Source organism: Enterobacter cloacae complex sp. IR5450 (assembly GCF_049238665.1).
GTDB lineage: Bacteria > Pseudomonadota > Gammaproteobacteria > Enterobacterales > Enterobacteriaceae > Enterobacter > Enterobacter hormaechei_C.
This window is the reverse complement of record NZ_JBMKIC010000017.1, coordinates 28,036-52,940: the sequence shown is the minus strand read 5'-3', so window position 1 is coordinate 52,940 and position 24,905 is coordinate 28,036. Positions and strand designations below refer to the sequence as shown.

Annotated in this window: 17 protein-coding genes and 1 pseudogene; 11 read left to right on the top strand and 7 right to left on the bottom strand. The window is 57.6% G+C overall.

From position 1 onward, the window contains the following. Positions 1-251: 251 nt before the first annotated feature. Both ACOTYB_RS14295 and yicI read left to right on the top strand, forming a co-directional pair. Positions 252-1,643 carry a glycoside-pentoside-hexuronide family transporter gene (locus ACOTYB_RS14295; protein WP_015570055.1) on the top strand — a complete coding sequence of 464 codons (1,392 nt, stop codon included), beginning with the start codon at positions 252-254 and terminating at the stop codon, positions 1,641-1,643. Positions 1,644-1,655: 12 nt separating this feature from the next. Then, on the top strand, positions 1,656-3,974 hold the full coding sequence (gene yicI, locus ACOTYB_RS14290) for an alpha-xylosidase (RefSeq protein WP_409248941.1): 2,319 nt from the start codon (positions 1,656-1,658) through the stop codon (positions 3,972-3,974). Between the two features lie 84 nt (positions 3,975-4,058). Here the strand turns inward: yicI and ACOTYB_RS14285 are convergent, their stop codons facing one another. Next, positions 4,059-5,753 (bottom strand): AsmA family protein, encoded by a 1,695-nt coding sequence (locus ACOTYB_RS14285; RefSeq protein ID WP_220153482.1) that lies wholly within the window; start codon positions 5,751-5,753, stop codon positions 4,059-4,061. Between the two features lie 118 nt (positions 5,754-5,871). Next, on the bottom strand, positions 5,872-7,263 hold the full coding sequence (gene xanP / locus ACOTYB_RS14280; protein ID WP_220153483.1) for a nucleobase:cation symporter-2 family protein: 1,392 nt from the start codon (positions 7,261-7,263) through the stop codon (positions 5,872-5,874). Between the two features lie 225 nt (positions 7,264-7,488). Between xanP and gltS the strand changes: the two are divergent. Continuing rightward, a pseudogene (gene gltS / locus ACOTYB_RS14275) lies at positions 7,489-8,693 on the top strand (sodium/glutamate symporter). A gap of 3 nt (positions 8,694-8,696) precedes the next feature. On the opposite strand, the gene recG reads toward gltS, so the two are convergent. The 5 genes from recG to gmk are packed head-to-tail and all read right to left on the bottom strand — an operon-like array spanning position 8,697 to position 14,563. Next, positions 8,697-10,778 (bottom strand): ATP-dependent DNA helicase RecG, encoded by a 2,082-nt coding sequence (gene recG, locus ACOTYB_RS14270; protein WP_015570052.1) that lies wholly within the window; start codon positions 10,776-10,778, stop codon positions 8,697-8,699. A 3-nt stretch (positions 10,779-10,781) separates the two neighbouring features. Next, entirely contained in the window at positions 10,782-11,471 is a 690-nt protein-coding gene (trmH, locus tag ACOTYB_RS14265) for a tRNA (guanosine(18)-2'-O)-methyltransferase TrmH (RefSeq protein ID WP_003860922.1), read from the bottom strand. A 4-nt stretch (positions 11,472-11,475) separates the two neighbouring features. Then, a complete protein-coding gene (gene spoT / locus ACOTYB_RS14260) occupies positions 11,476-13,590 on the bottom strand; it encodes a bifunctional GTP diphosphokinase/guanosine-3',5'-bis pyrophosphate 3'-pyrophosphohydrolase (protein WP_003860921.1) in 2,115 nt (704 codons plus the stop codon). A gap of 19 nt (positions 13,591-13,609) precedes the next feature. After that, positions 13,610-13,885: a DNA-directed RNA polymerase subunit omega gene (rpoZ, locus tag ACOTYB_RS14255; RefSeq protein ID WP_000135058.1), complete on the bottom strand. Its 276-nt coding sequence runs from the start codon at positions 13,883-13,885 to the stop codon at positions 13,610-13,612. Between the two features lie 54 nt (positions 13,886-13,939). Continuing rightward, positions 13,940-14,563: a guanylate kinase gene (gene gmk / locus ACOTYB_RS14250; RefSeq protein WP_006177710.1), complete on the bottom strand. Its 624-nt coding sequence runs from the start codon at positions 14,561-14,563 to the stop codon at positions 13,940-13,942. A 250-nt stretch (positions 14,564-14,813) separates the two neighbouring features. Between gmk and ligB the strand changes: the two genes are divergently transcribed. The 8 genes from ligB to etk all read left to right on the top strand — a co-directional run bounded on the left by ligB (position 14,814) and on the right by etk (position 24,883). Next, entirely contained in the window at positions 14,814-16,484 is a 1,671-nt protein-coding gene (gene ligB, locus ACOTYB_RS14245) for an NAD-dependent DNA ligase LigB (protein WP_220153484.1), read from the top strand. A 707-nt stretch (positions 16,485-17,191) separates the two neighbouring features. Continuing rightward, on the top strand, positions 17,192-17,488 hold the full coding sequence (locus ACOTYB_RS14240; protein ID WP_022650140.1) for a hypothetical protein: 297 nt from the start codon (positions 17,192-17,194) through the stop codon (positions 17,486-17,488). A 115-nt stretch (positions 17,489-17,603) separates the two neighbouring features. Then, the gene (locus ACOTYB_RS14235) at positions 17,604-18,248 is read left to right on the top strand and encodes a YjbF family lipoprotein (protein WP_022650141.1); all 645 of its coding nucleotides are present in this window, start codon (positions 17,604-17,606) and stop codon (positions 18,246-18,248) included. Further along, positions 18,245-18,982 carry a capsule biosynthesis GfcC family protein gene (locus tag ACOTYB_RS14230; protein ID WP_250018352.1) on the top strand — a complete coding sequence of 246 codons (738 nt, stop codon included), beginning with the start codon at positions 18,245-18,247 and terminating at the stop codon, positions 18,980-18,982. Before ACOTYB_RS14235 ends, ACOTYB_RS14230 begins: the two co-directional genes overlap by 4 nt. Beyond that, a complete protein-coding gene (locus ACOTYB_RS14225) occupies positions 18,982-21,075 on the top strand; it encodes a YjbH domain-containing protein (protein ID WP_072204470.1) in 2,094 nt (697 codons plus the stop codon). Before ACOTYB_RS14230 ends, ACOTYB_RS14225 begins: the two co-directional genes overlap by 1 nt. Positions 21,076-21,118: 43 nt before the next feature. Next, positions 21,119-22,252, top strand: a complete 1,134-nt coding sequence (locus ACOTYB_RS14220; RefSeq protein ID WP_180241067.1) for a polysaccharide export protein — start codon at positions 21,119-21,121, stop codon at positions 22,250-22,252. After that, the gene (locus tag ACOTYB_RS14215) at positions 22,240-22,683 is read left to right on the top strand and encodes a protein-tyrosine-phosphatase (RefSeq protein ID WP_003860912.1); all 444 of its coding nucleotides are present in this window, start codon (positions 22,240-22,242) and stop codon (positions 22,681-22,683) included. Before ACOTYB_RS14220 ends, ACOTYB_RS14215 begins: the two co-directional genes overlap by 13 nt. 22 nt (positions 22,684-22,705) lie before the next feature. Beyond that, positions 22,706-24,883, top strand: a complete 2,178-nt coding sequence (gene etk, locus ACOTYB_RS14210; protein WP_421765829.1) for a tyrosine-protein kinase — start codon at positions 22,706-22,708, stop codon at positions 24,881-24,883. Positions 24,884-24,905: the final 22 nt, after the last annotated feature.

The window sequence follows — 24,905 nt, the reverse complement described above, 5'->3', positions numbered from 1 at the left end:
GCTACTTTCAGGCATTTACCACATACCCCACACCACTTTTTTCACCTCTCTTTTGACCTTAACCCCCCGGTTTCAGCTAATTCTTAAGAAAATCCTCAGGTTAGCATTTCGTGCTCATCAACTTTTATCCCGATCACAAAAAACAAGAAACGTAATCTCTTAACCAGAAAACGCAATACCCGCTCCTGAAACAATGGTTTAAAACCAATGCAACCGGTCTCAGCGCCCCCTACAGCGTGAAGGATAAAAATATGAGCGAAGTACTGTCAGTAAAAGAGAAGATTGGCTACGGCATGGGAGACGCCGCCAGCCATATCATTTTTGATAACGTCATGCTTTATATGATGTTTTTCTACACCGATATTTTTGGTATTCCCGCCGGGTTTGTCGGCACCATGTTCCTGCTGGCCCGCGCGCTGGATGCGATCTCCGACCCGTGCATGGGGCTGATTGCCGACCGCACCCGCAGCCGCTGGGGCAAGTTCCGTCCATGGATTTTGTTTGGCGCTATCCCGTTCGGCATCGTCTGCGTGCTGGCGTATACCACGCCGGACCTGAGCCTCAACGGCAAAATGGTTTACGCCGCCATCACCTACACGCTGCTGACCCTGCTCTATACCGTGGTCAACATCCCGTACTGCGCGCTGGGCGGCGTGATCACCAACGACCCGACGCAGCGTATCTCCCTTCAGTCGTGGCGCTTTGTGCTGGCGACGGCGGGCGGCATGCTCTCCACGGTGCTGATGATGCCGCTGGTGAACCTGATTGGCGGCGACGATAAAGCGTTCGGCTTCCAGGGCGGGATCGCCGTGCTGTCGGTGGTCGCGTTCCTGATGCTGGCGTTCTGCTTCTTCACCACCAAAGAGCGCATCCAGGTGCCGCCGAGCACCACCTCCATGCGTGAAGATCTGCGTGATATCTGGCAAAACGACCAGTGGCGCATCGTCGGCGTGCTGACCATACTCAACATCCTCGCCGTCTGCGTGCGCGGCGGCGCGATGATGTACTACTGCACCTGGATCATGGGCTCGCCGGAAGTGTTCGTCGCGTTCCTGACGACCTACTGCGTCGGCAACCTGATTGGCTCCGCGCTGGCAAAACCGCTCACCGACTGGAAGTGCAAGGTCAGCATTTTCTGGTGGACCAACGCCGCGCTGGCGGTGGTCAGCGTGGCGATGTTCTTCGTGCCGATGCATGCCACCGTGCTGATGTTCGGCTTCATCTTCGTTATCGGCGTGCTGCACCAGCTGGTGACGCCGATTCAGTGGGTAATGATGTCCGATACCGTCGACTACGGCGAATGGACCAACGGCAAACGTCTGACCGGCATCAGCTTTGCGGGCACGCTGTTCGTGCTGAAGCTCGGCCTGGCGCTGGGCGGGGCGATGATCGGCTGGATGCTGGCAGGCGGCGGCTACGACGCGGCGGCCAAAACCCAGAACAGCGCGACCATCAGTATCATTATCGGCCTGTTTACGCTGGCACCAGCGATCTGCTACGTGCTGAGCGCCATCATCGCCAAACGCTACTACACGCTGAAAACCCCCTTCCTGACCAAAATCCTGCGCGAGCTGGCGCAGGGTGCGCGCCGCAATCAGCAGGAGTTTGAAAACCTGCCGGTCAGTAAAGAATTGCAGAACTAAGAGGACGAAAGCATGAAAATCAGTGATGGAAACTGGCTTATTCAACCGGGCCTGAACGTGACGTATCCGGTTCAGGTGTTCGACGTGGAGCAGCAGGGCAATGACCTGGTGGTGTATGTGGCGCCGCGTGACGTGCGCGAACGCACCTGGCAGCTCGACACGTTGATGTTCACGGTGCGCCTGTTTGCCCCGCAGGAAGGGATTGTCGGGGTGCGCATTGAGCACTTCCAGGGCGCGCTGAATAAAGGCCCGCACTATCCGCTGAACGTTCTGAAAGACGTGAAGGTAGAGATTGAAAACAACGCCGAGTTTGCCGAGCTGAAAAGCGGCAGCGTCAGCGTGCGCGTCACCAAAGGCGAGTTCTGGGCGCTGGATTTCCTGCGCAACGGCCAGCGCATTACCGGCAGCCAGCTGAAAAACAACGGCTACGTACAGGACAGCAATACCGATCGCAACTATGTGTTTGAACGTCTGGATCTGGGCGTGGGGGAAACGGTCTACGGCCTGGGCGAGCGCTTCACCGCCCTGGTGCGCAACGGTCAGACGGTCGAGACCTGGAACCGCGACGGGGGCACCAGCACCGAGCAGTCCTACAAAAACATCCCGTTCTACCTGACCAACCGCGGCTACGGCGTGCTGGTGAATCACCCGGAAAACGTCTCGTTTGAAGTCGGCTCCGAGAAAGTGTCCAAAGTGCAGTTCAGCGTGGAAGGGGAATATCTCGAGTACTTTGTGATCGACGGCCCGACGCCGAAAGAAGTGCTGAACCGCTATACCCGCTTCACTGGCCGTCCGGCGCTGCCGCCTGCGTGGTCGTTCGGCCTGTGGCTCACCACCTCGTTCACCACCAACTACGACGAAGCCACGGTGAACAGCTTTATCGACGGCATGGCCGAGCGCGACCTGCCGCTGCACGTCTTCCACTTCGACTGCTTCTGGATGAAGGCCTTCCAGTGGTGCGACTTCGAGTGGGACCCGGTGACCTTCCCGGATCCGGAAGGGATGATCCGCCGCCTGAAAGAGAAAGGGCTGAAGGTCTGCGTGTGGATCAACCCGTACATCGGCCAGAAATCGCCGATCTTCCGGGAGTTGAAAGAGAAGGGCTATCTGCTCAAGCGTCCGGACGGCTCCCTCTGGCAGTGGGACAAATGGCAGCCGGGGCTGGCGATCTACGACTTCACCAACCCGGACGCGTGCCGGTGGTACGCCGACAAGTTGAAAGGCCTGGTGGAGATCGGAGTCGACTGCTTCAAGACCGATTTCGGCGAGCGTATCCCGACGGACGTCCAGTGGTTTGACGGTTCCGATCCGCAGAAGATGCACAACCATTACGCCTACATCTATAACGAGCTGGTGTGGAACGTGCTGAAAGAGACGGTGGGAGAAGAAGAGGCGGTGCTGTTTGCCCGCTCCGCGTCCGTGGGTGCGCAACAGTTCCCGGTACACTGGGGCGGCGACTGCTACGCCAACTATGAATCGATGGCCGAAAGCCTGCGCGGCGGGCTGTCGATTGGGCTGTCCGGCTTCGGGTTCTGGAGCCACTATATCGGCGGGTTCGAAAACACCGCTCCGGCGCACGTCTACAAACGCTGGTGCGCGTTCGGGCTGTTCTCCAGCCACAGCCGCCTGCACGGCAGCAAATCCTACCGCGTGCCGTGGGCGTACGATGACGAGTCCTGCGACGTGGTGCGCCACTTCACGCAGCTGAAATGCCAGCTGATGCCGTACCTGTATCGTCAGGCGGCTCTGGCGCGTGAGTTCGGCACGCCGATGCTGCGGGCGATGATGCTGGAGTTCCCGGACGATCCGGCGTGTGACTATCTTGACCGTCAGTACATGCTGGGGGATTCAATGATGGTGGCGCCGGTGTTCTCCGAGGCGGGCGACGTGCAGTTCTGGCTGCCGGAAGGGCGCTGGACGCACCTGTGGCACAACGACGAAATTCAGGGCAGCCGCTGGCATAAGCAGCAGCACGATTTCATGAGCCTGCCGGTCTATGTGCGCGACAACACGCTGCTGGCGCTCGGCAATAATAACCAGAAGCCGGACTATGCGTGGCATGAGGGGACAGCCTTCCAGCTCTTCAACCTGAGCGATGGCGCAACGGCGGTGAGTGAAGTGCCTGCGGCGGACGGTTCCGTGTTGTTTACGCTGAAGGCGTCACGTCAGGGCGACGTCGTGACCTTTACCGGCACGGGAGATGCGCAAAACTGGTCGGTGTGCTTGCGCAACGTGCAGAAGGTCGGCGGCGTAAAAGGCGGTTCACATGCGGGCAGCGAGTGGGGTGTGGTGGTGAAAGCCGAGGGGGATGAGGTGATGGTTCACCTCTGAGCTGGAAAAATGCCCGGTGGCGCTTCGCTTACCGGGCCTACATGAGATCGTAGGCCGGGTAAGGCGAAGCCGCCACCCGGCTATTTACTGTGCCGGAGCCACCGTCGACACCACACCACCCGTCATCGTCTGTTGCACCTGCTGTTTATCCATATTCACCGCGCTCAGCTTCCCGTTCACCGTCGGCTTCAGCGGCGCATTCGCCTGCACGCTGCCGCTGGCGGTGAGCTGAATATTGCCGTCGCCCGTAATCGGCAGCGCTGGCCAGCCCCACTGCTGCAAGACGTTGAGTGGTACACCGCGCCCGTTCAGGCTCACGGTGGTCTGCCGCTGCGGCAGCTGTGAAACCGTGGCGGTCGCCTCCAGGATCCCTTTCTCGGTAAAGGCGCTCAGATCGGTAATATTTACCGTTGCGGCGTTGGCATTCAGCGCCAGCGACGGGCGACGCACGTCGACGCGGTTAAAGGTCGCTGCCGCCCCGTTGAGGGTTGCGTTACCGCCCCACACGCCCCACTTGTGATCCTGCGCCAGCCGCAAATTAGCGCCATAACCGTCGAGGGAGGTGATCTGCCACGGGAACGCCGGATCGATGTCGATCACCAGGTTGCGGCTCAGGCCGAATTTTTTCAGCGTCACGCTGTTCAGCCATGCCGGGAGCGGGTCCATCCACAGCGTTTTCCAGTTTTCCGGAAGCGTATATTCCAGCCCGGCAATCGCAACGTCGTCCAGCACCAGCGCCTGACCATCGCGCAGCCAGTTGCCGGAGGTGCGCACCATGCCCCCTTCCCAGCGGGAGGTGAACTGACGCAGCGCAATGCCCTGCGGGGAGAATTCCGCATTCAGGATAGGGTCAAACAGATGCAGCGAGCCGTAGATAAATTCGCTGGCGTTCATGGATAACCGTCCCTCCTGGCTTTGCCAGTCACCTTTACTCAGGGTGAGGTTACGCAGGCTGAGATCGAGGTCGGTTACCGCCCAGTCTGGCCCCTGTAGACGGGCATCGGTCACTTCCAGCCGCCCAATCTGTAACGAAGGCAGGGTGGAGAGAGGGGCGAAGAAATCCAGCAGCGATTTGTCGCTTTGCAGGCGGATCTCATTCAGACGCAGGGTGTTGATAACCCAGCCACCGTCGGCATTACGCAGAGCCGAGCCCGTAAGCGAGCCGCGCGCCATATCGGCACCGATGGTATTCAGCGCCACCCCTTTGCCGTTGAGTTGTCCCTGAATCAGCACGTTGTTGGCCGGTATGCCGTTGAGGGTGAGCGACCCGGCGCTCATCTGGATTTGCGCATTTTTCCCCAGTACGTTCCCCGCCTCGGGCTGCCACGGGCTGACGCCGCCGGTCACCTTTTGCGCACTGAGATCCCACTCCGTATTCGGGCTGTTAAAGGCCATGTTATTCAGTTGCAGACGGTCGGCCTGGAACGGCAGCGGCGCCGTCTGCGGCGATAAATTCAGCGTGCCATCGAACAGGGTGATGGCATCCATATGCAGCGGGTCGGTGATCTGGCGGCTGCTTAAGCCAATATCCACTTTTTTAGCGACCAGCGTGGCCGGTTTGCCATCTCGTCCGAAGGTAACGTTTTCCAGAAGGATGTGAGAAGGGGATGAAAAGCGGTGATCCATCAGGTCAAAGTTGAGCTCGTAATCGGTATTCACCGTGATCCAGCTGCTGACCTGCGATGCGCCCCAGCGGGTCTGGAGCAGAAAATAAAAGGCGAGCACTACAATGAGCAGGGCTACCAGAAGATAGATAAGCAGCTTTCCAATAAATTTCATGGTCTTCCCTCCCGCGAAACGCACATAAGGGTGTTATGCACGATTTATGCGCAATGCTCAAGGCGGGAATGGTGTAAAGAGATGTCACGGCAGGCATTGACAGCCTGCCGTGTGGGGATCAGTTCTTTTCAGGCGGGAAAATGAGATTCAGCACGATAGCGGTAATACCGCCCGCGGCGATGCCGGAAGAGAGCAGGTTTTTCACCCAGTCCGGGGCAAACTGCAAAATCATCGGCTGCTGGGAGACGCCAAGCCCTACGGCGAGAGACAGCGCAATAATCATGATTGCGCGGCGGTTCAGCGGCTCGCGGGAGACGATACGCACGCCGGAGGCCGCGATGGTACCGAACATGACCAGCGTCGCGCCGCCCAGCACCGGCTCGGGAATGTGCTGTACAAATCCGCTTACCGCCGGGAACAGGCCGAGGACCACGAGCATCAGCGCCACCACGAAGCCCACGTAGCGGCTGGCCACGCCGGTCAGCTGGATCACGCCGTTGTTCTGGCCGAAGCAGGAGTTCGGGAAGGTGTTGAACACCGCCGAGACAAACGAGTTCAGTCCGTTCGCCAGCACGCCACCTTTAAGACGTTTCATGTACAGCGGGCCGGAGACCGGCTGCTCGGACACGTCGGAGGTGGCGGTGATATCGCCAATGGTTTCCAGCGAGGTAATCATAAAGACCAGCATCAGCGGCAGGAGCAGACTCCAGTCAATGCCCAGGCCATAGTAGAGCGGCGTTGGCACGGTAATCAACGCGCTGTTGGTTGGGGTGGTGTTTTCCGGGAGCATACCCAGCGCCCACGCCAGCAGGTAACCGGCCGCCATGGCGATCACCAGCGATGCCACGCGCAGGTACGGGTTACGCTGACGGTTAAGCAGAATAATGATCGCCAGCACCACGCCTGCCAGCAGCAGGTTTTTCGGCGCACCGAAGGTATGGTCGCTCATTGCCGCGTAGCCGCCCCCGATGGAGGTCAGACCCACCTGAATCAGCGACAGGCCGATAATCATCACCACCACGCCGGAGACCAGCGGGGTGATCACCCGGCGCGCCAGGTGCAGAACGCGGGAGATGAACATCTCTGTGCAGCTTGCCAGCATCAGGGTGCCGAAAAGCGCCGCCATCATCGTCGGGACATCTGCGCCGCCGGTTTTCAGTGCCGTACCGCCCATGATCAGCGGCGCCACAAAGTTAAAGCTGGTGCCCTGAATCGACAGCAAACCTGAACCCACCGGACCCCAGGCTTTAATTTGAATGATGGAGGCCACGCCGGAAGCGAACAGAGACATACTGATGATGTGTTGCGTATCCTGCGCCGGTAACCCTAGCGCCTGGCAAATCAGCAGAGCCGGCGTGATGACCGCAACGAACATCGCCAGCAGGTGCTGGCAGGCGGCAAACAGGGTTTGAGGCAGCGGGGGACGATCTTCAAGGCGGTAAATCAGTTCGCTGTTTTGCTTCTGCGCAATCGGTTGCGCATCAGAAGACTCCAGAGTGTTAAAAGACATCGGCGGCAATCCCACGGTGGAAAAGCGGGCATTTTAGCTGACCACCTGGTAAAAGCAAACGATTGCCAGCAAAAAAAAGAGAGAAAATCTGCCGGTGTGAGCAGCTTTTCTACAACGAACAGCAAAAAAAAATTACACTTTTCGCGCCGGCGGCTCATGACGAGCATCACCCGGCCCAGGATAACGCCGCGTGTGTATGGAATACGCGCATAACAGGAGCCTTTTATGATTCATCTCGATACGTTGTCGACCCTTGTTGCCGCAACGCTGGTTCTTCTGCTTGGTCGCAAGCTGGTACACAGTGTTTCCTTTCTGAAAAAGTACACCATTCCTGAACCCGTCGCCGGTGGTTTGCTGGTGGCGCTGGCCCTGCTGGTACTGAAAAAAAAAGCATGGGCTGGGAAATCGATTTTGATATGTCCCTGAAAGATCCGTTGATGCTGGCCTTCTTTGCCACTATCGGCCTGAACGCTAACCTCGCAAGCCTGCGTTCGGGTGGCAAGGTGCTGGGCGTGTTTCTGATTGTTGTGGTGGGCCTGCTTCTGATGCAAAACGCCATCGGCATCGGTATGGCGTCATTGCTGGGGCTGGATCCGCTGATGGGTCTGCTGGCGGGGTCGATTACCCTGTCAGGTGGCCACGGAACGGGCGCGGCGTGGAGCAAGCTGTTCATCGAACGCTATGGCTTTGAAAACGCAACGGAAGTGGCGATGGCCTGCGCGACCTTTGGCCTAGTGCTTGGCGGGCTGATTGGCGGCCCGGTGGCGCGCTATCTGGTGAAACACTCCACCACGCCGGAAGGCAGGCCAGACGATGAAATGGTGCCGACCGCATTTGAAAAACCGGACGTTGGCCGTAGTATCACCTCGCTGGTGATGATTGAAACCATCGCCATGATTGCTATCTGCCTCACCGTGGGCAAAATCGTTGCGCAATGGCTGGCGGGAACGGCTTTCGAACTGCCAACCTTTGTCTGCGTGCTGTTTATCGGGGTGATCCTGAGCAACGGTCTGGCGCAGATGGGCTTCTACCGCGTCTTTGAGCGCGCAGTGTCCGTGCTGGGGAACGTCAGCCTGTCGCTGTTCCTGGCGATGGCGCTGATGAGCCTCAAGCTGTGGGAACTGGCCTCGCTGGCGCTGCCGATGGTGGCGATCCTGGCGGTACAGGCCGTGTTTATGGCGCTGTATGCCATCTTTGTTACCTGGCGCATGATGGGCAAAAACTATGATGCGGCGGTACTGGCAGCGGGCCACTGTGGGTTTGGACTGGGGGCAACGCCAACGGCCATCGCAAACATGCAGGCGATCACTGAACGGTTCGGTCCGTCGCACATGGCGTTTCTGGTGGTGCCGATGGTGGGGGCATTCTTCATTGATATCGTCAACGCGCTGGTCATTAAGCTCTACCTGATGCTGCCGATGTTTGGCTGATCGTCAGGCGTTGGAATACCGCTCGGTTTCCGGCATCCAGCGTTCAATTAACGCTGCCGCCTGTTCGGGGTAGCGTTCATGAATATGACGCGCAAGGCGTTGTACTTCGGGGATCATGGCCTGATCGCGCAACAAATCCGCCACTTTAAATTCGGCGTTACCCGTCTGACGCGTGCCCAGCAGTTCACCCGGGCCGCGGATCTCCAGATCTTTTTGCGCAATGACGAAGCCGTCATTGCTGTCGCGTAATACCTGCAAACGCATCTGCGCGGTTTTCGACAGCGGGGCTTTGTAGAGCAGCACGCAGTGAGAGGCGATCGCGCCACGCCCCACGCGGCCTCGTAGCTGGTGGAGCTGCGCCAGGCCCAGGCGCTCCGGGTTCTCAATAATCATCAGGCTGGAGTTCGGCACGTCCACGCCCACTTCGATAACCGTGGTCGCAACGAGTAAATGCAGTTCACCCTGTTTGAACGACTGCATCACCGCCTGCTTTTCGGCAGGCTTCATGCGCCCGTGAACCAGACCGACGTTCAGCTCCGGCAGGGCGAGCTTTAACTCTTCCCATGTGGCTTCGGCAGCCTGCGCTTCCAGCAGCTCAGACTCTTCAATCAGGGTACAGACCCAGTAAGCCTGACGTCCTTCGTGGGTGCAGGCGTTGCGCACGCGGTCAATGATGTCGCTGCGGCGCGTGTCCGGAATGGCGACCGTTGTCACCGGCGTACGACCCGGGGGGAGTTCGTCGATGGTGGAGGTATCCAGATCGGCATAGGCCGTCATCGCCAGGGTGCGCGGAATCGGCGTGGCGGTCATGATCAGCTGATGCGGGTGGAAGCCCTGTTGCAGACCTTTCTCCCACAACGCCAGACGCTGATGAACACCAAAGCGGTGCTGTTCGTCGATAATCACCAGCGCCAGGCCGTTAAACTGCACCTGTTCCTGGAAAATAGCGTGCGTGCCGACAATCATCTGCACCTGCCCGCTGGCTATCGCCTCCTGCTGCGCAAGGCGCGCTTTGCCCTTCTGCTTCCCGGCCAGCCAGCCCACTTCAATTCCCAGCGGGGCAAACCAGTTACGGAAATTGTTGGCGTGCTGCTCGGCCAGCAGTTCCGTCGGTGCCATCAGCGCCACCTGCTTGCCGTGGGCGATAGCGCGCAAAGCGGCCAGCGCGGCGACCAGCGTTTTACCGGAACCCACATCGCCCTGCACCAGGCGCATCATCGGCACATCCAGCGCCATATCGCGTTCGATCTCGGCGGTCACCCGCGCCTGGGCGCCGGTGGGTTTAAACGGCAGTGAGGCCAGCAGCTTATCTTTGAGCTCATCACGCTGGCTTAATGGCTGCGCGTGGAAACGCTGCGCACCTGCGCGCAGGGCCAGCATGCTCAGGTTGTGAGCCAGTAATTCCTCAAGGATAAGACGCCGTTGGGCGGGGTGTTTACCGCTCTCTAAATCAACAAGCTGAAGCGTTGGCGGTGGGCGGTGCAGGGTGCGCAACGCCTCTGGCAGGCTCATCATGCCCTGCGCCAGCTCCGGCGGCAGCAGCTCGTTAATGGCGCAGGTATCGAGCAGCTCCAGCGCCTGGTCGGTGAGCTTGCGCAGCGTAGCCTGCTTAATGCCTTCAGTGGTTGGATAGACCGGCGTGAGCGTCTCCTGTAGCTCAGGTGAGCTGAGATCGCCCTGCACGCGGTATTCCGGGTGGATCATCTCCGCGCCGTATTTGCCCCGTTTGGCTTCACCGTACGCAAGTACGCGTCGTCCAGTGGCAAGGCTGTTTTTCATTGCCGCATTGAAGTTGAAAAAGCGCATGGTAAGAATACCGGTGCCGTCGCTGATCTGGCAGGTCATCATCCTGCGTCCGCCAAAGGTGATGTTGCAGTTCAGCACTTCCCCTTCAACGGTGGCGTAAATAGCGGGCAGCAGATCGCCAATTTTATAAAGCTGAGTACGGTCTTCGTAACGCAGGGGGAGGTGGAGCAGGAGATCCTGCACGGTGTGCAGGCCAATCTTCGCCAGTTTACTGCTTTGTGCCGCGCCCACGCCCGTCAGGCTGTTGAGCGGTATAGCGTCCAGCAGGCGGCCTTTCATGATTTATCCCGCGTACTGCATGGTGGACCACCACTCGGCATCGGCTTCAATTTCGCCCTGCGCGTTGACGTGGGGGTAAGGCAATTTCTTCTGCTTCGCAACGCGAGCCAGCACCGGATAGCCACCTTCAAACAGCAGGCGCTGCTGCTCCTCTTCCGGCAGCATGCTGTTGCTGCGCTCGTACATTCCGGCATTCTGACGCTGGCGCTGCGCTTCATACAGGATCAGCGCTGAGGCGACCGACACGTTGAGTGACTGGACCATGCCAATCATCGGAATGATGATGTCCCGATCGGCCAAATCCAGTGCTTCCTGCGTGATCCCCGTTTTCTCCTGGCCCATTAAAATACAGGTCGGACGGGTGTAGTCGATCTCACGGAAATCCACGGCTTTAGCAGAGAGGTTGGTTGCCAGAACCTGCATGCCACGCCCTTTCAGGTGCGAGACCGCTTCACCAATAGTCTGGTGAGTTTTCACGGATACCCAGCTGTTGCTGCCTGCGGCGGTGGAGGCCATGGTACGCATACGTGCGCCTGGCCAGACGGCGTGGACTTCATGCACGCCGACGGCATCTGCGGTGCGGACGATAGCAGAGACGTTATGAGGTTTATGGACCTGCTCCATGCAGACCGTCAGATCAGGCTGCCGCCTGGCGAGCATTTCGCAGATTCGCTCGTAACGTTTTGAATTCATAATGCTAGTTTCGGTTACGGGTGACTTTAATGACATCCGGCATCACGCGGATCTTACGCATAATATTTGCCAGATGCACGCGGTCACGGGCGGTCAGGCGAATAAAGGCGCTGTAAACGCGGCCATCTTTTTCTTCCGTATTCAGGCTTTGAATGTTGGACGAGGCCGTGTTAATCGCTGCCGTCAGGTTCGCCAGTGCACCCTGGTGGTTGAACATATCCACCTTGATTTCAGTGATAAATTCCTGCGCCGTCTCTTTATCCCACTCGACCGCCATGAACTTCTCAGGCTCTTTCTGATAGCCACGGATGTTACGGCAGGATTCGTGGTGGATCACCAGCCCTTTACCCGGGCTGACGTGCGCAATAATCGGGTCGCCAGGGATAGGACGGCAGCATTTGGCGAAGGTGATGAGCACACCGTCAGCGCCTTTGATCGGCAGGTGACCATGATTTTGCGTGGTGGCAGGAACGGCTGTCGTTTCACCTTGTTGCAGGTTCTTCGCCACGACCACGCTCATGGCGTTGCCGAGACCAATCTCTGCCAGCAGGTCATCCAGCGAGGCGAGCTTCATACGCTCCAGCTCATGCTGAATGTTTTCTGGCGGGATCTCTGCCAGTTTGCGGCTGCCACCCAGCGCGTGATTGAGCAGACGACGCCCCAGGCTAACGGAGTCGTCGCGCTTAAGGTTTTTCAGCAGCTGGCGGATTTTTGCGCGCGCTTTTGAGCTCACGACAAAGTTCAGCCAGGCGGCGTTAGGACGTGCCCCCGGCGCGGTAATGATCTCCACCGTCTGTCCGCTGAAGAGCGGCTGCGACAGCGGATAAGGCTGCCTGTCGACGCGGGCACCTACGCAGGCATGGCCGATATCGGTATGCACGGCGTAAGCGAAGTCGACCGGTGTCGCGCCCGCAGGCAGTTCGACAATGCGCCCTTCCGGCGTGAAAACGTAAATCTCATCCGGGAAGAGATCGGATTTAACGCTCTCGATAAATTCAAACGAGCTACCTGCGCTCTGTTGCAGCTCCAGCAGGCTCTGCATCCAGCGCTGGGCGCGGATTTGCGCGGTGGTGCTGCTTTCACCACCGTGCTCTTTATAGGCCCAGTGTGCCGCGACACCCATTTCCGCCATCTGATCCATGTCTTCGGTACGAATTTGCACCTCAACCGGAACGCCGTGCGGGCCAATCATCGAGGTGTGCAAAGACTGGTATCCGTTCGCTTTTGGAATGGCGATGTAATCTTTGACGCGCCCCGGGCGTGGCTTGTACAGGCTATGCATCTGCCCCAGCACGCGGTAGCAGGTGTCCGAGTCGTGGACGATCACGCGGAATGCGTAGATATCCATGATCGAGTGAAAACGCTGCTCTTTGAGCACCATTTTGCAGTAGATAGAGTACAAATGCTTTTCGCGACCGCTCACGCGGCACGGAATGCCCGCTTCCTGCAAACGCCCTTCGATTTCAGAGAGGATCTTTTGAATCATCTCTTTACGGTTACCGCGAGCGGCTTTCACCACCTCTTTAATCACGCGATAGCGGTTCGGGTACAACGCCTCAAAACCCAGCTCTTCCAGCTCGGTTTTAATGTGATGAATACCTAAACGGTGCGCCAGCGGACTGTAGATTTCGAGGGTTTCACGGGCGATGCGGCGACGTTTATCCGGGCGAAGTGAGCCCAGCGTGCGCATATTGTGGGTGCGGTCAGCGAGTTTGATGAGGATGACGCGGATATCCTGCACCATCGCCATGATCATCTTGCGGAAGTTTTCGGCCTGCGCCTCTTTCTTATCGCGGAATTTCAGCTTATCAAGCTTAGAGACCCCTTCCACCAGCTCGGCAACGCTTTTGCCAAACAGCTGTTCCATGTCCTGGTAGGTGGCAGGGGTATCTTCAATCACGTCATGCAGCAGGGCGGCCATCAGCGTTTCGTAGTCGAGTTTCATCTCGGCCAGAATACAGGCCACCGCTACCGGGTGCGTGATATAGGGTTCACCGCTTGAACGTGTCTGGCCCTCGTGAGCGTCACGTGCAACGAGATACGCCTGCTGAAGACGCTTAATCTGGTCTTCAGGCAGGTAGGTTTGAATCAGTTGATTCAGGCTTTCAAACAGATACAAGGGCGACCCGCAGGTTTAATTAACGACGACCTTCAGCAATAGCGGTAACAGCTTGTAATTCAGCGGCTTCCTGCTCTTGCTGCTCCTGGCGCTCACGCACGTCGAGGATCTGGTTGTTGATCAGACCTTCTTCGATTTCGCGAAGTGCAATAACGGTGGTTTTATCGTTTTCTTCCGGTACCAGCGGATCTTTACCGCCTACCTGCATCTGACGAGCGCGACGCGCGGCGACCAGCACCAGGTCAAAACGGTTACCAATTTTCTCTACAGCGTCCTGAACAGTTACGCGTGCCATACTTAAAATGCTCCACAGGTGAAGAAATGACTGGGCATGATACTGAAAGTGGGTTCAGTCTGCCAACAGTTTGGTGATTAATGCGTCATGTCGCTGCTTCTGGCGGCTCATACGCAGGCGTTCTGCGCGAAGGATAGTTTTGAGATCGCTCAGCGCGGCATCAAAATCATCATTCACAATAAGGTAATCATATTCCGCGTAATGGCTCATTTCTGCAACAGCCTGCGCCATACGCTTCGCGATAACTTCTTCGCTGTCCTGGCCGCGACCACGCAGGCGGCGATCCAGTTCATCTTTCGATGGCGGTAAAATAAAGATACTGCGCGAATCAGGCATTTTCTTACGAATTTGCTGCGCGCCCTGCCAGTCGATATCCAGGAACACGTTCACGCCGGTCGCCAGAACCTGCTCAATGGTTTCACGCGAAGTACCGTAGTAGTTACCGAATACTTCTGCGTGTTCAAGAAACGCGTCTCTGCCAATCATCGCTCTGAATTCGTCGTGATTTACAAAGAAATAATGTTCACCGTGCACTTCACCCGGACGCGGTGCTCGCGTGGTGTGAGAAACAGAAACCTGCGTATCGTACAACGGTTGGGTTTTTAACAGTGCCTGAATAAGGCTGGATTTACCCGCGCCACTAGGGGCAGAAACAATATAAAGCGTGCCTTGAGCCATGAGAGTCTTTTGTATGTGTTAACGAAGAAGTCCTACATACGGGCTTATTATACACGTCGCCGCTGTGTGACGTAGCCTTTGTCACACTTTTTCCCCCGGATGATTAAATTTTGCGTGCCGTTTTCAGCTTTTACCTTCCTTTTGCTGCAACAAAAACAATGCGCTGAAGCGCGCTCGTAAAATGCATTTTTGCAGCTGGTCTGCGGCTCCCGGGCAGGGTATACCCTTCGCAAAACAGGGAGGGGTAATAATGGTGAAATGGATAAGCATACTGATGATCTTCTTAAGCAGCGGGGCGATGGCTATCTGCCCGGTCTGGTCACCGGCTAAAGCCGGGCAGGAGATCGCGGCCCTGAAGGCGCAGCTGACCCGCTGGAATGAAGATTACTGGAAGCAGGGCAGCAGCGAGGTGAGCGACGACGTTTACGACAGGCTTAACGGCCGCTTAAAACAGTGGCAGCGCTGTTTTCACGATGAGCCGCTGCACGACGATCGCCCTGCCGCCAGCGGGACGGTGAAGCATCCCTTCGCCCATACCGGCGTGCATAAAGTAGAAAGCAAGCAGGCGCTTAGCCGCTGGATGGCGACGCAGCAGGATCTCTGGGTACAGCCAAAGGTGGATGGTGTTGCGGTCACCCTGGTCTACAAAAACGGCAAGCTGGCGCAGGCGATCAGCCGGGGCGACGGCTTACAGGGGGAAGAGTGGACGGCACAGGCGCGAATGATCCCCGCTATTCCGCAAACACTGGCCGGGCCGCTTGCCAACAGCGTGTTGCAGGGGGAACTTTTTCTGCTGCGCGAGGGGCATATCCAGCAGCGGATGGGGGGGATGAACGCGCGTGCGAAGGTAGCGGGGGCGATGATGCGCGCGACCGATCGCGCAGCGCTGAAGCAGACAGGCATTTTTATCTGGGCCTGGCCGAACGGCCCAAAAGTGATGAAAGCACGCCTTTCCGCGCTGGCGGAGGCTGGTTTTACCCTGACGGCGCGCTATACCCTGCCGGTTAAAAACGCGGCTGACGTGGAAGCGCAGCGGACGGCCTGGTTTAAGGCTTCGTTGCCCTTCGCCACGGATGGCATCGTGGTCCGCGCCTCGGCAGAGCCGCCGGGCGAGGAGTGGCTGCCGGGGGAAGGAAGTTGGGTCGTCGCATGGAAATACCTTCCTGTGGCCCAGGTGACGGAAGTCAAAGCGATTCACTTTACCGTTGGCCGTACCGGGCGGATCACCGCGATTGCGCAGCTTGAGCCGCTGATGCTCGACGATAAACGCGTACAGCGCGTCAGCTTAGGGTCAGTTAACCGCTGGCAGAGGCTGGATATTGCCCCCGGCGATCAGGTGCTGGTAAGCCTGGCGGGACAAGGTATTCCCCGGCTGGATAACGTGGTGTGGCGCAATGTGGATCGCCGTAAACCGCAGCCGCCCTCATCGCGCTATAACGGCTTAACCTGTTTCTATGCCTCCCCGGAGTGCATGGAGCAATTTTTTGCCCGGCTGACGTGGCTAAGTTCCAGGCAGGCGTTAGATATCGAAGGTATGGGCGAATCAGGATGGCGGACCCTCTATCAGGCGCATCGGTTTGAGCACCTCTTCTCCTGGCTACAGCTCACGCAGGCGCAGCTCACCGCGACGCCGGGGATATCGGCATCGCATGGCGCTGCGCTGTGGCATCAGTTTAACATGGCGCGGGAGCGTCCTTTTATCCGCTGGATCACCGCGATGGGAATACCGCTGGCCCGGTCGACGCTCAAGGCGGCAGGGGATCGCACCTGGCAGGCGCTGATTCAGCGAAGCGAAGCGGAGTGGCGGATGCTACCGGGTGTCGGGCAGGAGAAAGCCCGCCAGATCGTAAACTGGCTGCATCAGCCTCAGATTGATGCCCTGGCAAAGTGGCTGGCCGCAGAGCACATCGGTGGATATTAATCTGCGTGAGCTCCTGAACAGACTGGCGAGGGAGGAAAACATTTTCGCTGCCGTGAAATAGCGTATTTATGAGACGCGGTTTATATACGCAATAATTATGAATATAAATGAATTATTCATGATAAATATATTTTGAGGAAATATTATTCCCGATCCTGATTTCAGGGTTTGCTCTGCTTGTGTTTTTATTTTTCTCGAGAGGTTGGTTTAATTGATTTCAATCATTATTAATCGAGAACACTAGCCGGTAATGAAGGCGTTATAGGTGATGTAGTCTGTGTGCTTGACGTGGTTTTTCTTTTAATATCAGTTGGTTAAATTTTTAATTAATAATATTTTGAGTTTTTCTGGTTAACAATTGGTCATATTTATTCTGCCGGAAATCATTGCGTTAAATTATTATAAGAATTATCTTATCCAAAATTTTTAAGGTAGTTACCGCTGGGGTGCATTTTGCATCACTTCTGCGTTTTCCTTTCTTTTTGCACCCCGTGAGGGAGTTAACTATCTGAACTCCAATTGAAGCAATTAAGGGTACCGAAATATATCCTGGCGGTTTATATGCGCTGGTGTTCAGAGCCCAGGGCTTTTACATGGATGATTTTCCGTCCCTGTCGGGCCGGAATTCAGCCCCGGGCTTTATGCCCGTTAACCGGGACCTGGTTTCCAGGTGCTCATATTTTCCTTCATTTGAATGAGGACCAAAAATGAAAAGGACGCTTTGTACAGTGCTGACGGCACTCACGCTGGCGACTGCCTTGCCTGCTATAGGCGCTACCACCGAAGCAGGTAGCACCAGCGCAGCAACAACCGGAACAACAACCGGAGCAACGGTGGGAACTACCGCTGGCACTACGGGGGGACTGGCGGCAGGGGCGATTGGGACAACCGCTGTTGTCACCACCGCTGCGATTGCCGGCGTAGCGACGTTAGCCGTTGTCGCGGCAAGCGACAGTGGCGATGACTCAAGCAATGGTACTTCCACGACGACAGTTACCCGCTAAGGCTGGTGCGCAAGGCGATATAACCTTGCGCTGAACAGCGCAACGACTTGACCCGGCGTCGATATCAAAGCCGGGTATTTAATTGATTTCAATGTTATTTAATCAAGGATTTCTGGTGAGACTGTTTATTCTGCTCATCATGACTCTGCTGATCCAGGGGTGTACGCCGAGCCAGCAGAGCATTATTGAGACCTTTAACGCCAGTCTGGACGGGCGCCAGGATGTGACGGTAACGGACGGGCAGATTCAGGCGCTCCCATACTCAACCATGTACCTGCGACTGGATAATGGCCCGAGGATCCTGGTGGTTCTCGGATACATCGAACAGGGAAACAGTAAATGGTTATCGCAGGATAATGCGATGATCGTCACGCATAACGGTCGCCTTATCCACACGCTCAAGCTTCCTTATAACCTGCTTGAGGTAACCAATCTTGAGCACGATCCGCTGCGCCACACGCCGCAGCTCCGCGACGGCAGCCAGTGGTCGCGTGATGTGCGCTGGCAGGAAGAGGGGCGGTATCGCTCCGCACACCTGACCTCGCGCTTCTCCCTGAGCGGGACGGAAAACCTGACCCTTGCCGGAAACACGCTACGTTGTCAGGTCTGGCAGGAGGCGGTGCAGGCCGACGGCCTCGATCGTCGCTGGCATAACACCTTCTGGATTGATTCCGCTACCGGCCAGGTACGCCAGAGCGAACAGATGCTCGGCGCGGGCGTATTCCCTGTCGCCATGACGATGTTGAAGCCCGCCCCATGAACAGACTCAGAAAATGGATACCTGGCGTAGGGCTATCTCTCTTCAGCCTGTCCGCCTTATGCGCAAGTGTCGTTACCGTGCATCAGCCGGGCAAAACGTGGTCTGCTGAACCGGCTGATACGCTCTCCCGGCTGGTCACCCAGCCGCAGCTGAACAACGTCTGGTGGCAGGGGGCTGTCATCGCAACCCCTTCCGCCACGCTGCGCGCGCAACAGACGCAACAGCAGGTGCTGGCGTCGCTTTCAGCCTGGCAGAATCGCGCCGATGACGAGCGGATCGCGACCATTCGCGCTGTCGCTGCACAGATCCGCTCCCTGCGGATCGTCGGGCGGCAGTTTGTCAGCCTCGACCCAGATGCCGTGCGTACCGACGCCCGCGGCGATCGCTCCCTTGAGGGCCGTTACGATCTGTGGCTCTCTCCTGCGCCCCGTACCGTCACGCTGATGGGGGCGGTCGTCACGCCGGGGAAACGGGCCTGGCGACCGGGCGCAAGCATCCGGGACTACTTACAGGGGCAGTTGCGGCTGGCCGGCGCCGACAGGAATAACGTAACCGTTATCGATCCTGACGGCAGTACGGTTGTTGCGCCGGTGGCGTACTGGAACGCACGCCATATTGAAGCAGAGCCGGGCGCTGTTCTGTGGGTGGGGTTTGATCCCCGGGCGGTACCGGACGATTTTACCGGTCTGAATGAGCAAATCGTTGCGCTCCTGACGCGGCGGATACCTGACTGATGAACAAACTTTTTTTACTGAGCGGCCTTGCTCTGGCGATCTCTTCTGCCTGCCACGCGGAGCTGCGTACCTGGCCCGATCCGACCGGACCGTCACAGTCCGATTTTGGCGGCACCGGCCTGATGCAAATGCCCGACGCGCGCTTTGGCCGGGAAGGGGAATTCAGCGTCAACTACCGCGATAACAACCAGTACCGTTTTTACTCCTCTTCGGTCGTGCTCTTCCCGTGGCTGGAAGGGACAATTCGCTATACCGACGTCCGCACCCGTAAATACAGCAGCGACGAGGATTTCAGCGGCGATCAAAGCTACAAGGATAAGTCGTTCGACTTTAAAGTTCGTCTGTGGGAAGAGGACTATAGCCTGCCGCAGGTGGCGCTCGGCAAGCGTGATATTGCAGGCACCGGCCTGTTCGATGGTGAATATCTGGTTGCCAGTAAAATGGCCGGACCGGTCGATTTTACCTTTGGAATAGCCTGGGGATATCCCGGTAATAGCGACAACGTGGGTAACCCGCTTTGCCATGACAACAATAAGTATTGCACCCGCGGCGAGTCGCATGATGCCGGAGATATCAGCTTTAGCGATATGTTTCGTGGTCCGGCGTCTCTGTTTGGCGGCCTCCAGTATCAGACGCCCTGGCAGCCCCTGCGCCTGAAGCTTGAGTATGACGGCAACAATTATGCCGATGATTTTGCCGGCTCCATTAAGCAGTCGAGCCATATTAACGTGGGGGCGGTCTATCGCGTTGCCGACTGGGCCGATCTCAACCTCAGCTACGAGCGCGGCAATACGCTGATGTTTGGCTTCACCCTGCGGACCAACTTTAACGACCTGCGCCCCGCGTTGCGTGATAACCCGAAACCGGCCTGGCAACCGGCACCGGCAGGCGAGACGCTGGACTATACCTCTGCGGCGAACCAGCTCACCGCGCTTAAGTACAACGCAGGCTTCGATGCGCCGGAGATCCTTCAGCACGGCAATACCTTATACATGACCGGCGAACAGTATCGCTATCGCGATCCGCGCGAAGCGGTGGATCGTGCCAACCGTATTCTGATCAATAACCTGCCCGACGGGGTCGACACGATCGCTATCACCCAGCAGCGTGATCATCTGCCGCTCGTCACGACGCAAACCGATGTCGCCAGCCTGCGCAAACAGTTGGCGGGGCAGCCGCTCGGCCAGGAGGAGGCGCTCAGGCAGCAGCGCGTCGAGCCTGTGGATACCACAGCATTCGGGCGTGGCTACCGTATTCGCGCCGATCGCTTCAGCTACAGCGTTAAACCGACGCTGGCGCAGTCGCTGGGCGGTCCGGAAGATTTCTATATGTTCCAGGTGGGGGTGATGGCCAGCGCCAGCTACTGGCTGACCGATCGTCTGCTGCTCGACGGCGGCGTGTTCGCCAACCTCTATAACAACTACGACAAGTTCAAATCCTCGCTACTTCCCGCTGACTCCAGCCTGCCGCGCGTCAGAACCCATATTCGCGATTATGTCAGCAATGACGTCTACATCAACAACTTACAAGCCAACTATGTCGATGCGCTGGGGAACGGCTTCTATGCCCAGATTTATGGCGGCTACCTCGAAACCATGTACGGCGGCGTGGGAGCAGAGGCGCTCTGGCGCCCGCTGGATAGCGGCTGGGCGCTGGGCGTGGATGCGAATTACGTCAAGCAGCGCGACTGGGACGACATGATGCGCTTCACCGACTACAGCGTGCCAACCGGATTTATCACCGCCTACTGGAACCCGGCGAAGCTCAACAGTGTGCTAATGAAGCTGAGCGTCGGGCAGTACCTGGCGAAGGATAAAGGCGCCACCCTCGACGTCGCGAAGCGATTCGACAGCGGCGTGACGGTAGGCGTCTGGGCGGCGCTGACCAACGTCTCGAAAGAGGATTATGGCGAAGGTGGCTTTAGCAAAGGCTTCTACATCTCGATCCCGCTTGATCTGATGACGATCGGCCCAAATCGCAACCGGGCGGTGGTCTCTTGGACGCCTCTCACGCGTGATGGCGGCCAGATGTTAGGCCGTAAATATCAGCTCTATGACATGACGTCAGAACGCGAAACCCCGGTAGGGCAGTAGTACCGGATGAAACAGGCATTACTTAACCAGATGATTTTCCTGAATGAAAAACGTTAAATTTTCCGTGCTGGCGTTGGCTATGATGGCGTTAAGCGGTTGTACTATCGTACCGGGCCAGGGACTTAGCACCCAGGGCAAAGATATGATCGATCTGCCTGACAGCAATTACGATCTGAATAAGATGGTCAACGTCTATCCCCTCACGCCGGGGCTGGTGGAGCAGTTGCTGCCTGGCAAAGTCGACTCCCGCGCGAATCCTGAACTGGATCGCCAGCTTCAGAACTACCAATATTGCATCGGCGTCGGCGACGTGCTGATGGTTACCGTCTGGGACCACCCGGAGCTGACCACCCCCGCAGGTCAGTACCGCAGCGCCAGCGATACGGGCAACTGGGTGAATGCCGATGGCACGATCTTCTACCCCTATATCGGCAAAATCCGCGTCGTCGGCAAAACGCTGGCCCAGGTGCGCGATGAGATCGCCGCCCGGCTGGATTCGGTGATTGAGAGCCCGCAGGTGGATGTCAGCGTCGCGGCATTCCGCTCGCAAAAAGCCTACGTGACGGGCGAAGTGGCTAAGTCGGGCCAGCAGCCCATCACCAACATTCCGCTGACGATAATGGATGCGATCAATGCGGCTGGCGGCCTGACATCTGAGGCGGACTGGCGCCATGTGGTGCTGACCCACAACGGCCAGGACACGCACATTTCGCTCTACGCGCTGATGCAGCGCGGCGATCTCACCCAGAACAAACTCCTCTATCCGGGCGATATTCTCTTCATTCCCCGTAATGACGACCTGAAAGTGTTTGTCATGGGCGAGGTGGGTAAACAGAGCACCCTGAAGATGGACCGTAGCGGCATGACGCTGGCGGAAGCGCTGGGTAATGCACAGGGCGTGAATCAGGATATGGCCGACGCCACCGGAATCTTTGTGATTCGTCCGTTGCAGGGCAAGCAGAACGGCAAAATCGCCAACGTCTACCAGCTTAACGCCCGGGATGCCACCGCGATGGTGTTGAGCACCGAATTTCAGCTTGAGCCTTACGACATCGTCTATGTCACCACCGCGCCGCTGGTGCGCTGGAACCGCGTGATCTCTCAGCTTGTGCCGACCATTACCGGCGTACATGACCTGACTGAAACAGGGAGATATATCAGAACATGGCCAAACTAACGTTTAACGCCATCCTGGTGATCTGTACCGGCAATATCTGCCGCTCTCCCATTGGGGAACGGCTGCTGCGCCGGCTGCTTCCCGCTGCCCGGGTCGATTCAGCGGGAACGTGTGGCCTGGAAGGGCGCACCGCCGATTTACAGGCGACAGAGATCGCCGCCGAACGCGGCACTCTGCTTGAGGGCCACGTGGCGCGCAGGCTCACCCCCGCCATGGTGCGCGACTACGATCTGATTCTGGCGATGGAGCTGGAACATATCGAGCAGGTCACGGCTATCGCACCGGAGGCGCGCGGCAAAATGATGCTCTTTGGTCACTGGACGGGCAGAAAAGAGATCCCGGACCCCTACCGTAAAAACCGGGACGCATTTGAATATGTTTATGGGCTGCTGGAGCAGGCCAGTCTGGAATGGGCGAAACGGCTCAGTTAATCACACGGGATAGTTACGTTTTATGTCAACTAATAACCTTCACGCCCATGATGCGTCTGCCGCGAATAACGAGATCGATCTTGTGCGCCTGTTGGGTGAGCTGCTCGACCACCGAAAATTTATTCTCATCCTTACCGCGCTGTTCACGCTGGTGGCCCTGCTTTATCCGCTCTTTGCCACACCGGTTTATCAGGCCGATGCGCTGATACAGGTGGAACAGAAGCAGGGCAACGCGCTACTCAGTAACCTTAGCGAGTTCATCCCTGACTCCTCGCCGGAGTCGGCACCGGAGCTTCAGCTTCTCCAGTCGCGCATGATCCTCGGTAAAACGATTGATGACCTGAACCTGCGCACGCAGGTAAGTGAAAACTATTTTCCCCTTGTCGGACGCGGCTGGGCGCGGCTCACCGGCCAACAGCCTGGCATCGTCGATATCCGTATGCTCAATCTTCCCCCTGTCGCGGGCCGGGCGCAAAAGCTGACGCTGACCGTCGGCGAGAAGGGCCACTATCAGCTGGAAGGCGATAATGTGACGTTACAGGGCGTTGTGGGACAACCCCTGAGCGCGGCGAATATCGCCATTACCATTGCCGATATCCAGGCGAAGCCGGGTACGCAATTTACGATTACACAGCAGAGTGAGCTGGAGGCCATTGACGCGCTACAGCTGCGTTTTTCCGTGAGCGAGCGCAGCAAGGACAGCGGGATGCTTGGCCTGACCATCACGGGAGAAGATCCCGATGAGATGGCTCGCGTGCTTAATTGCATCGCCGACAACTATTTACAACAGAACGTGGCTCGCCAGGCGGCGCAGGATGCGAAAAGCCTGCAATTTTTGAAGCAGCAGCTTCCGCAGGTGCGCAGCGAGCTGGACCAGGCCGAGGAGAAGCTCAACCGCTATCGCCAGCAAAACGACTCCGTTGACCTGAACCTGGAGGCAAAAGCGGTGCTGGAGCAGATTGTAAATGCGGACAATCAGCTCAATGAACTGACCTTCCGGGAAGCGGAAATTTCGCAGCTCTACAAAAAAGATCACCCCACCTACCGGGCGCTGATTGAGAAACGGCAGACGCTGGAGCAGGAAAAAAACCGCCTGAATAAACGGGTATCGTCCATGCCGTCAACCCAGCAGGAGGTGTTGCGCCTGAGCCGTGATGTGGAGTCGGGACGCGTTATCTACCAGCAGCTGCTTAACCGCGAACAGGAGCTGAGCATCGCCCGGTCGAGCGCAATTGGTAACGTCCGCATTATCGATCCGGCCGTGACCCGGCCGCAGCCAGTCAAGCCGAAAAAAGCGCTGGTCGTCGTTCTGGGGGTTCTCCTGGGTCTGTTCGTCTCTGCGGGCTGGATCCTGGCGCGCAGTATGCTGCGTATGGGCATTGAAACGCCGGAGCAGCTGGAGGAGCACGGGATTAACGTCTATGCCACCGTACCGCTGTCAGAATGGCTGGCTAAAAAGATGCGTTTGCGTAAAAAAGACTTTATGTCCCCAGGGCTGCGCCATAAGACCAAACATATCCCCTTCCTGGCGGCGGATAATCCGGTCGATCTCTCCGTGGAGGCGATTCGCGGCCTGCGCACCAGCCTGCATTTCGCGATGATGGAGTCAGCGAACAATATACTGATGATCTCTGGCGCCACGCCTGACAGCGGTAAAACCTTTGTCAGCAGTACCCTGGCGGCCGTCGTGGCGCAGGCGGGCCAGAAAGTGCTCTATATTGATGCGGATATGCGTCGCGGGTATGCCCATGATCTGTTTAAGCTCGACAATACCTGCGGCTTGTCGGAGATGTTGTCCGGTAAGGCGGAGTATACCCAGGGCGTTCAGACCTTCGATAAAGGCGGGTTCGATACCATCGTGCGCGGGCAGATCCCTCCTAATCCGGCGGAGCTTCTGATGCATACGCGTTTCCAGCAGCTGCTGGACTGGGCGAATGAACGCTACGATCTGGTGATTATCGATACGCCACCGATCCTGGCGGTCACCGACGCGGCGGTTGTCGGCCGTCGCGCAGGCACCACGCTGCTGGTCGCCCGCTTCGGGATGAACAGCGTGAAGGAGATGCTGGTCTGTGTACAGCGTCTGGAGCAGAGTGGCGTCAATACCAAAGGGGTGATTCTCAACGGCGTCGTTAAGCGGGCAAGCAACGCTTACGGCTACGGCTATCATCACTACGGTTACAACTACTCGAGTAACTGATTATCCGGCGCCTGCCCGTTCT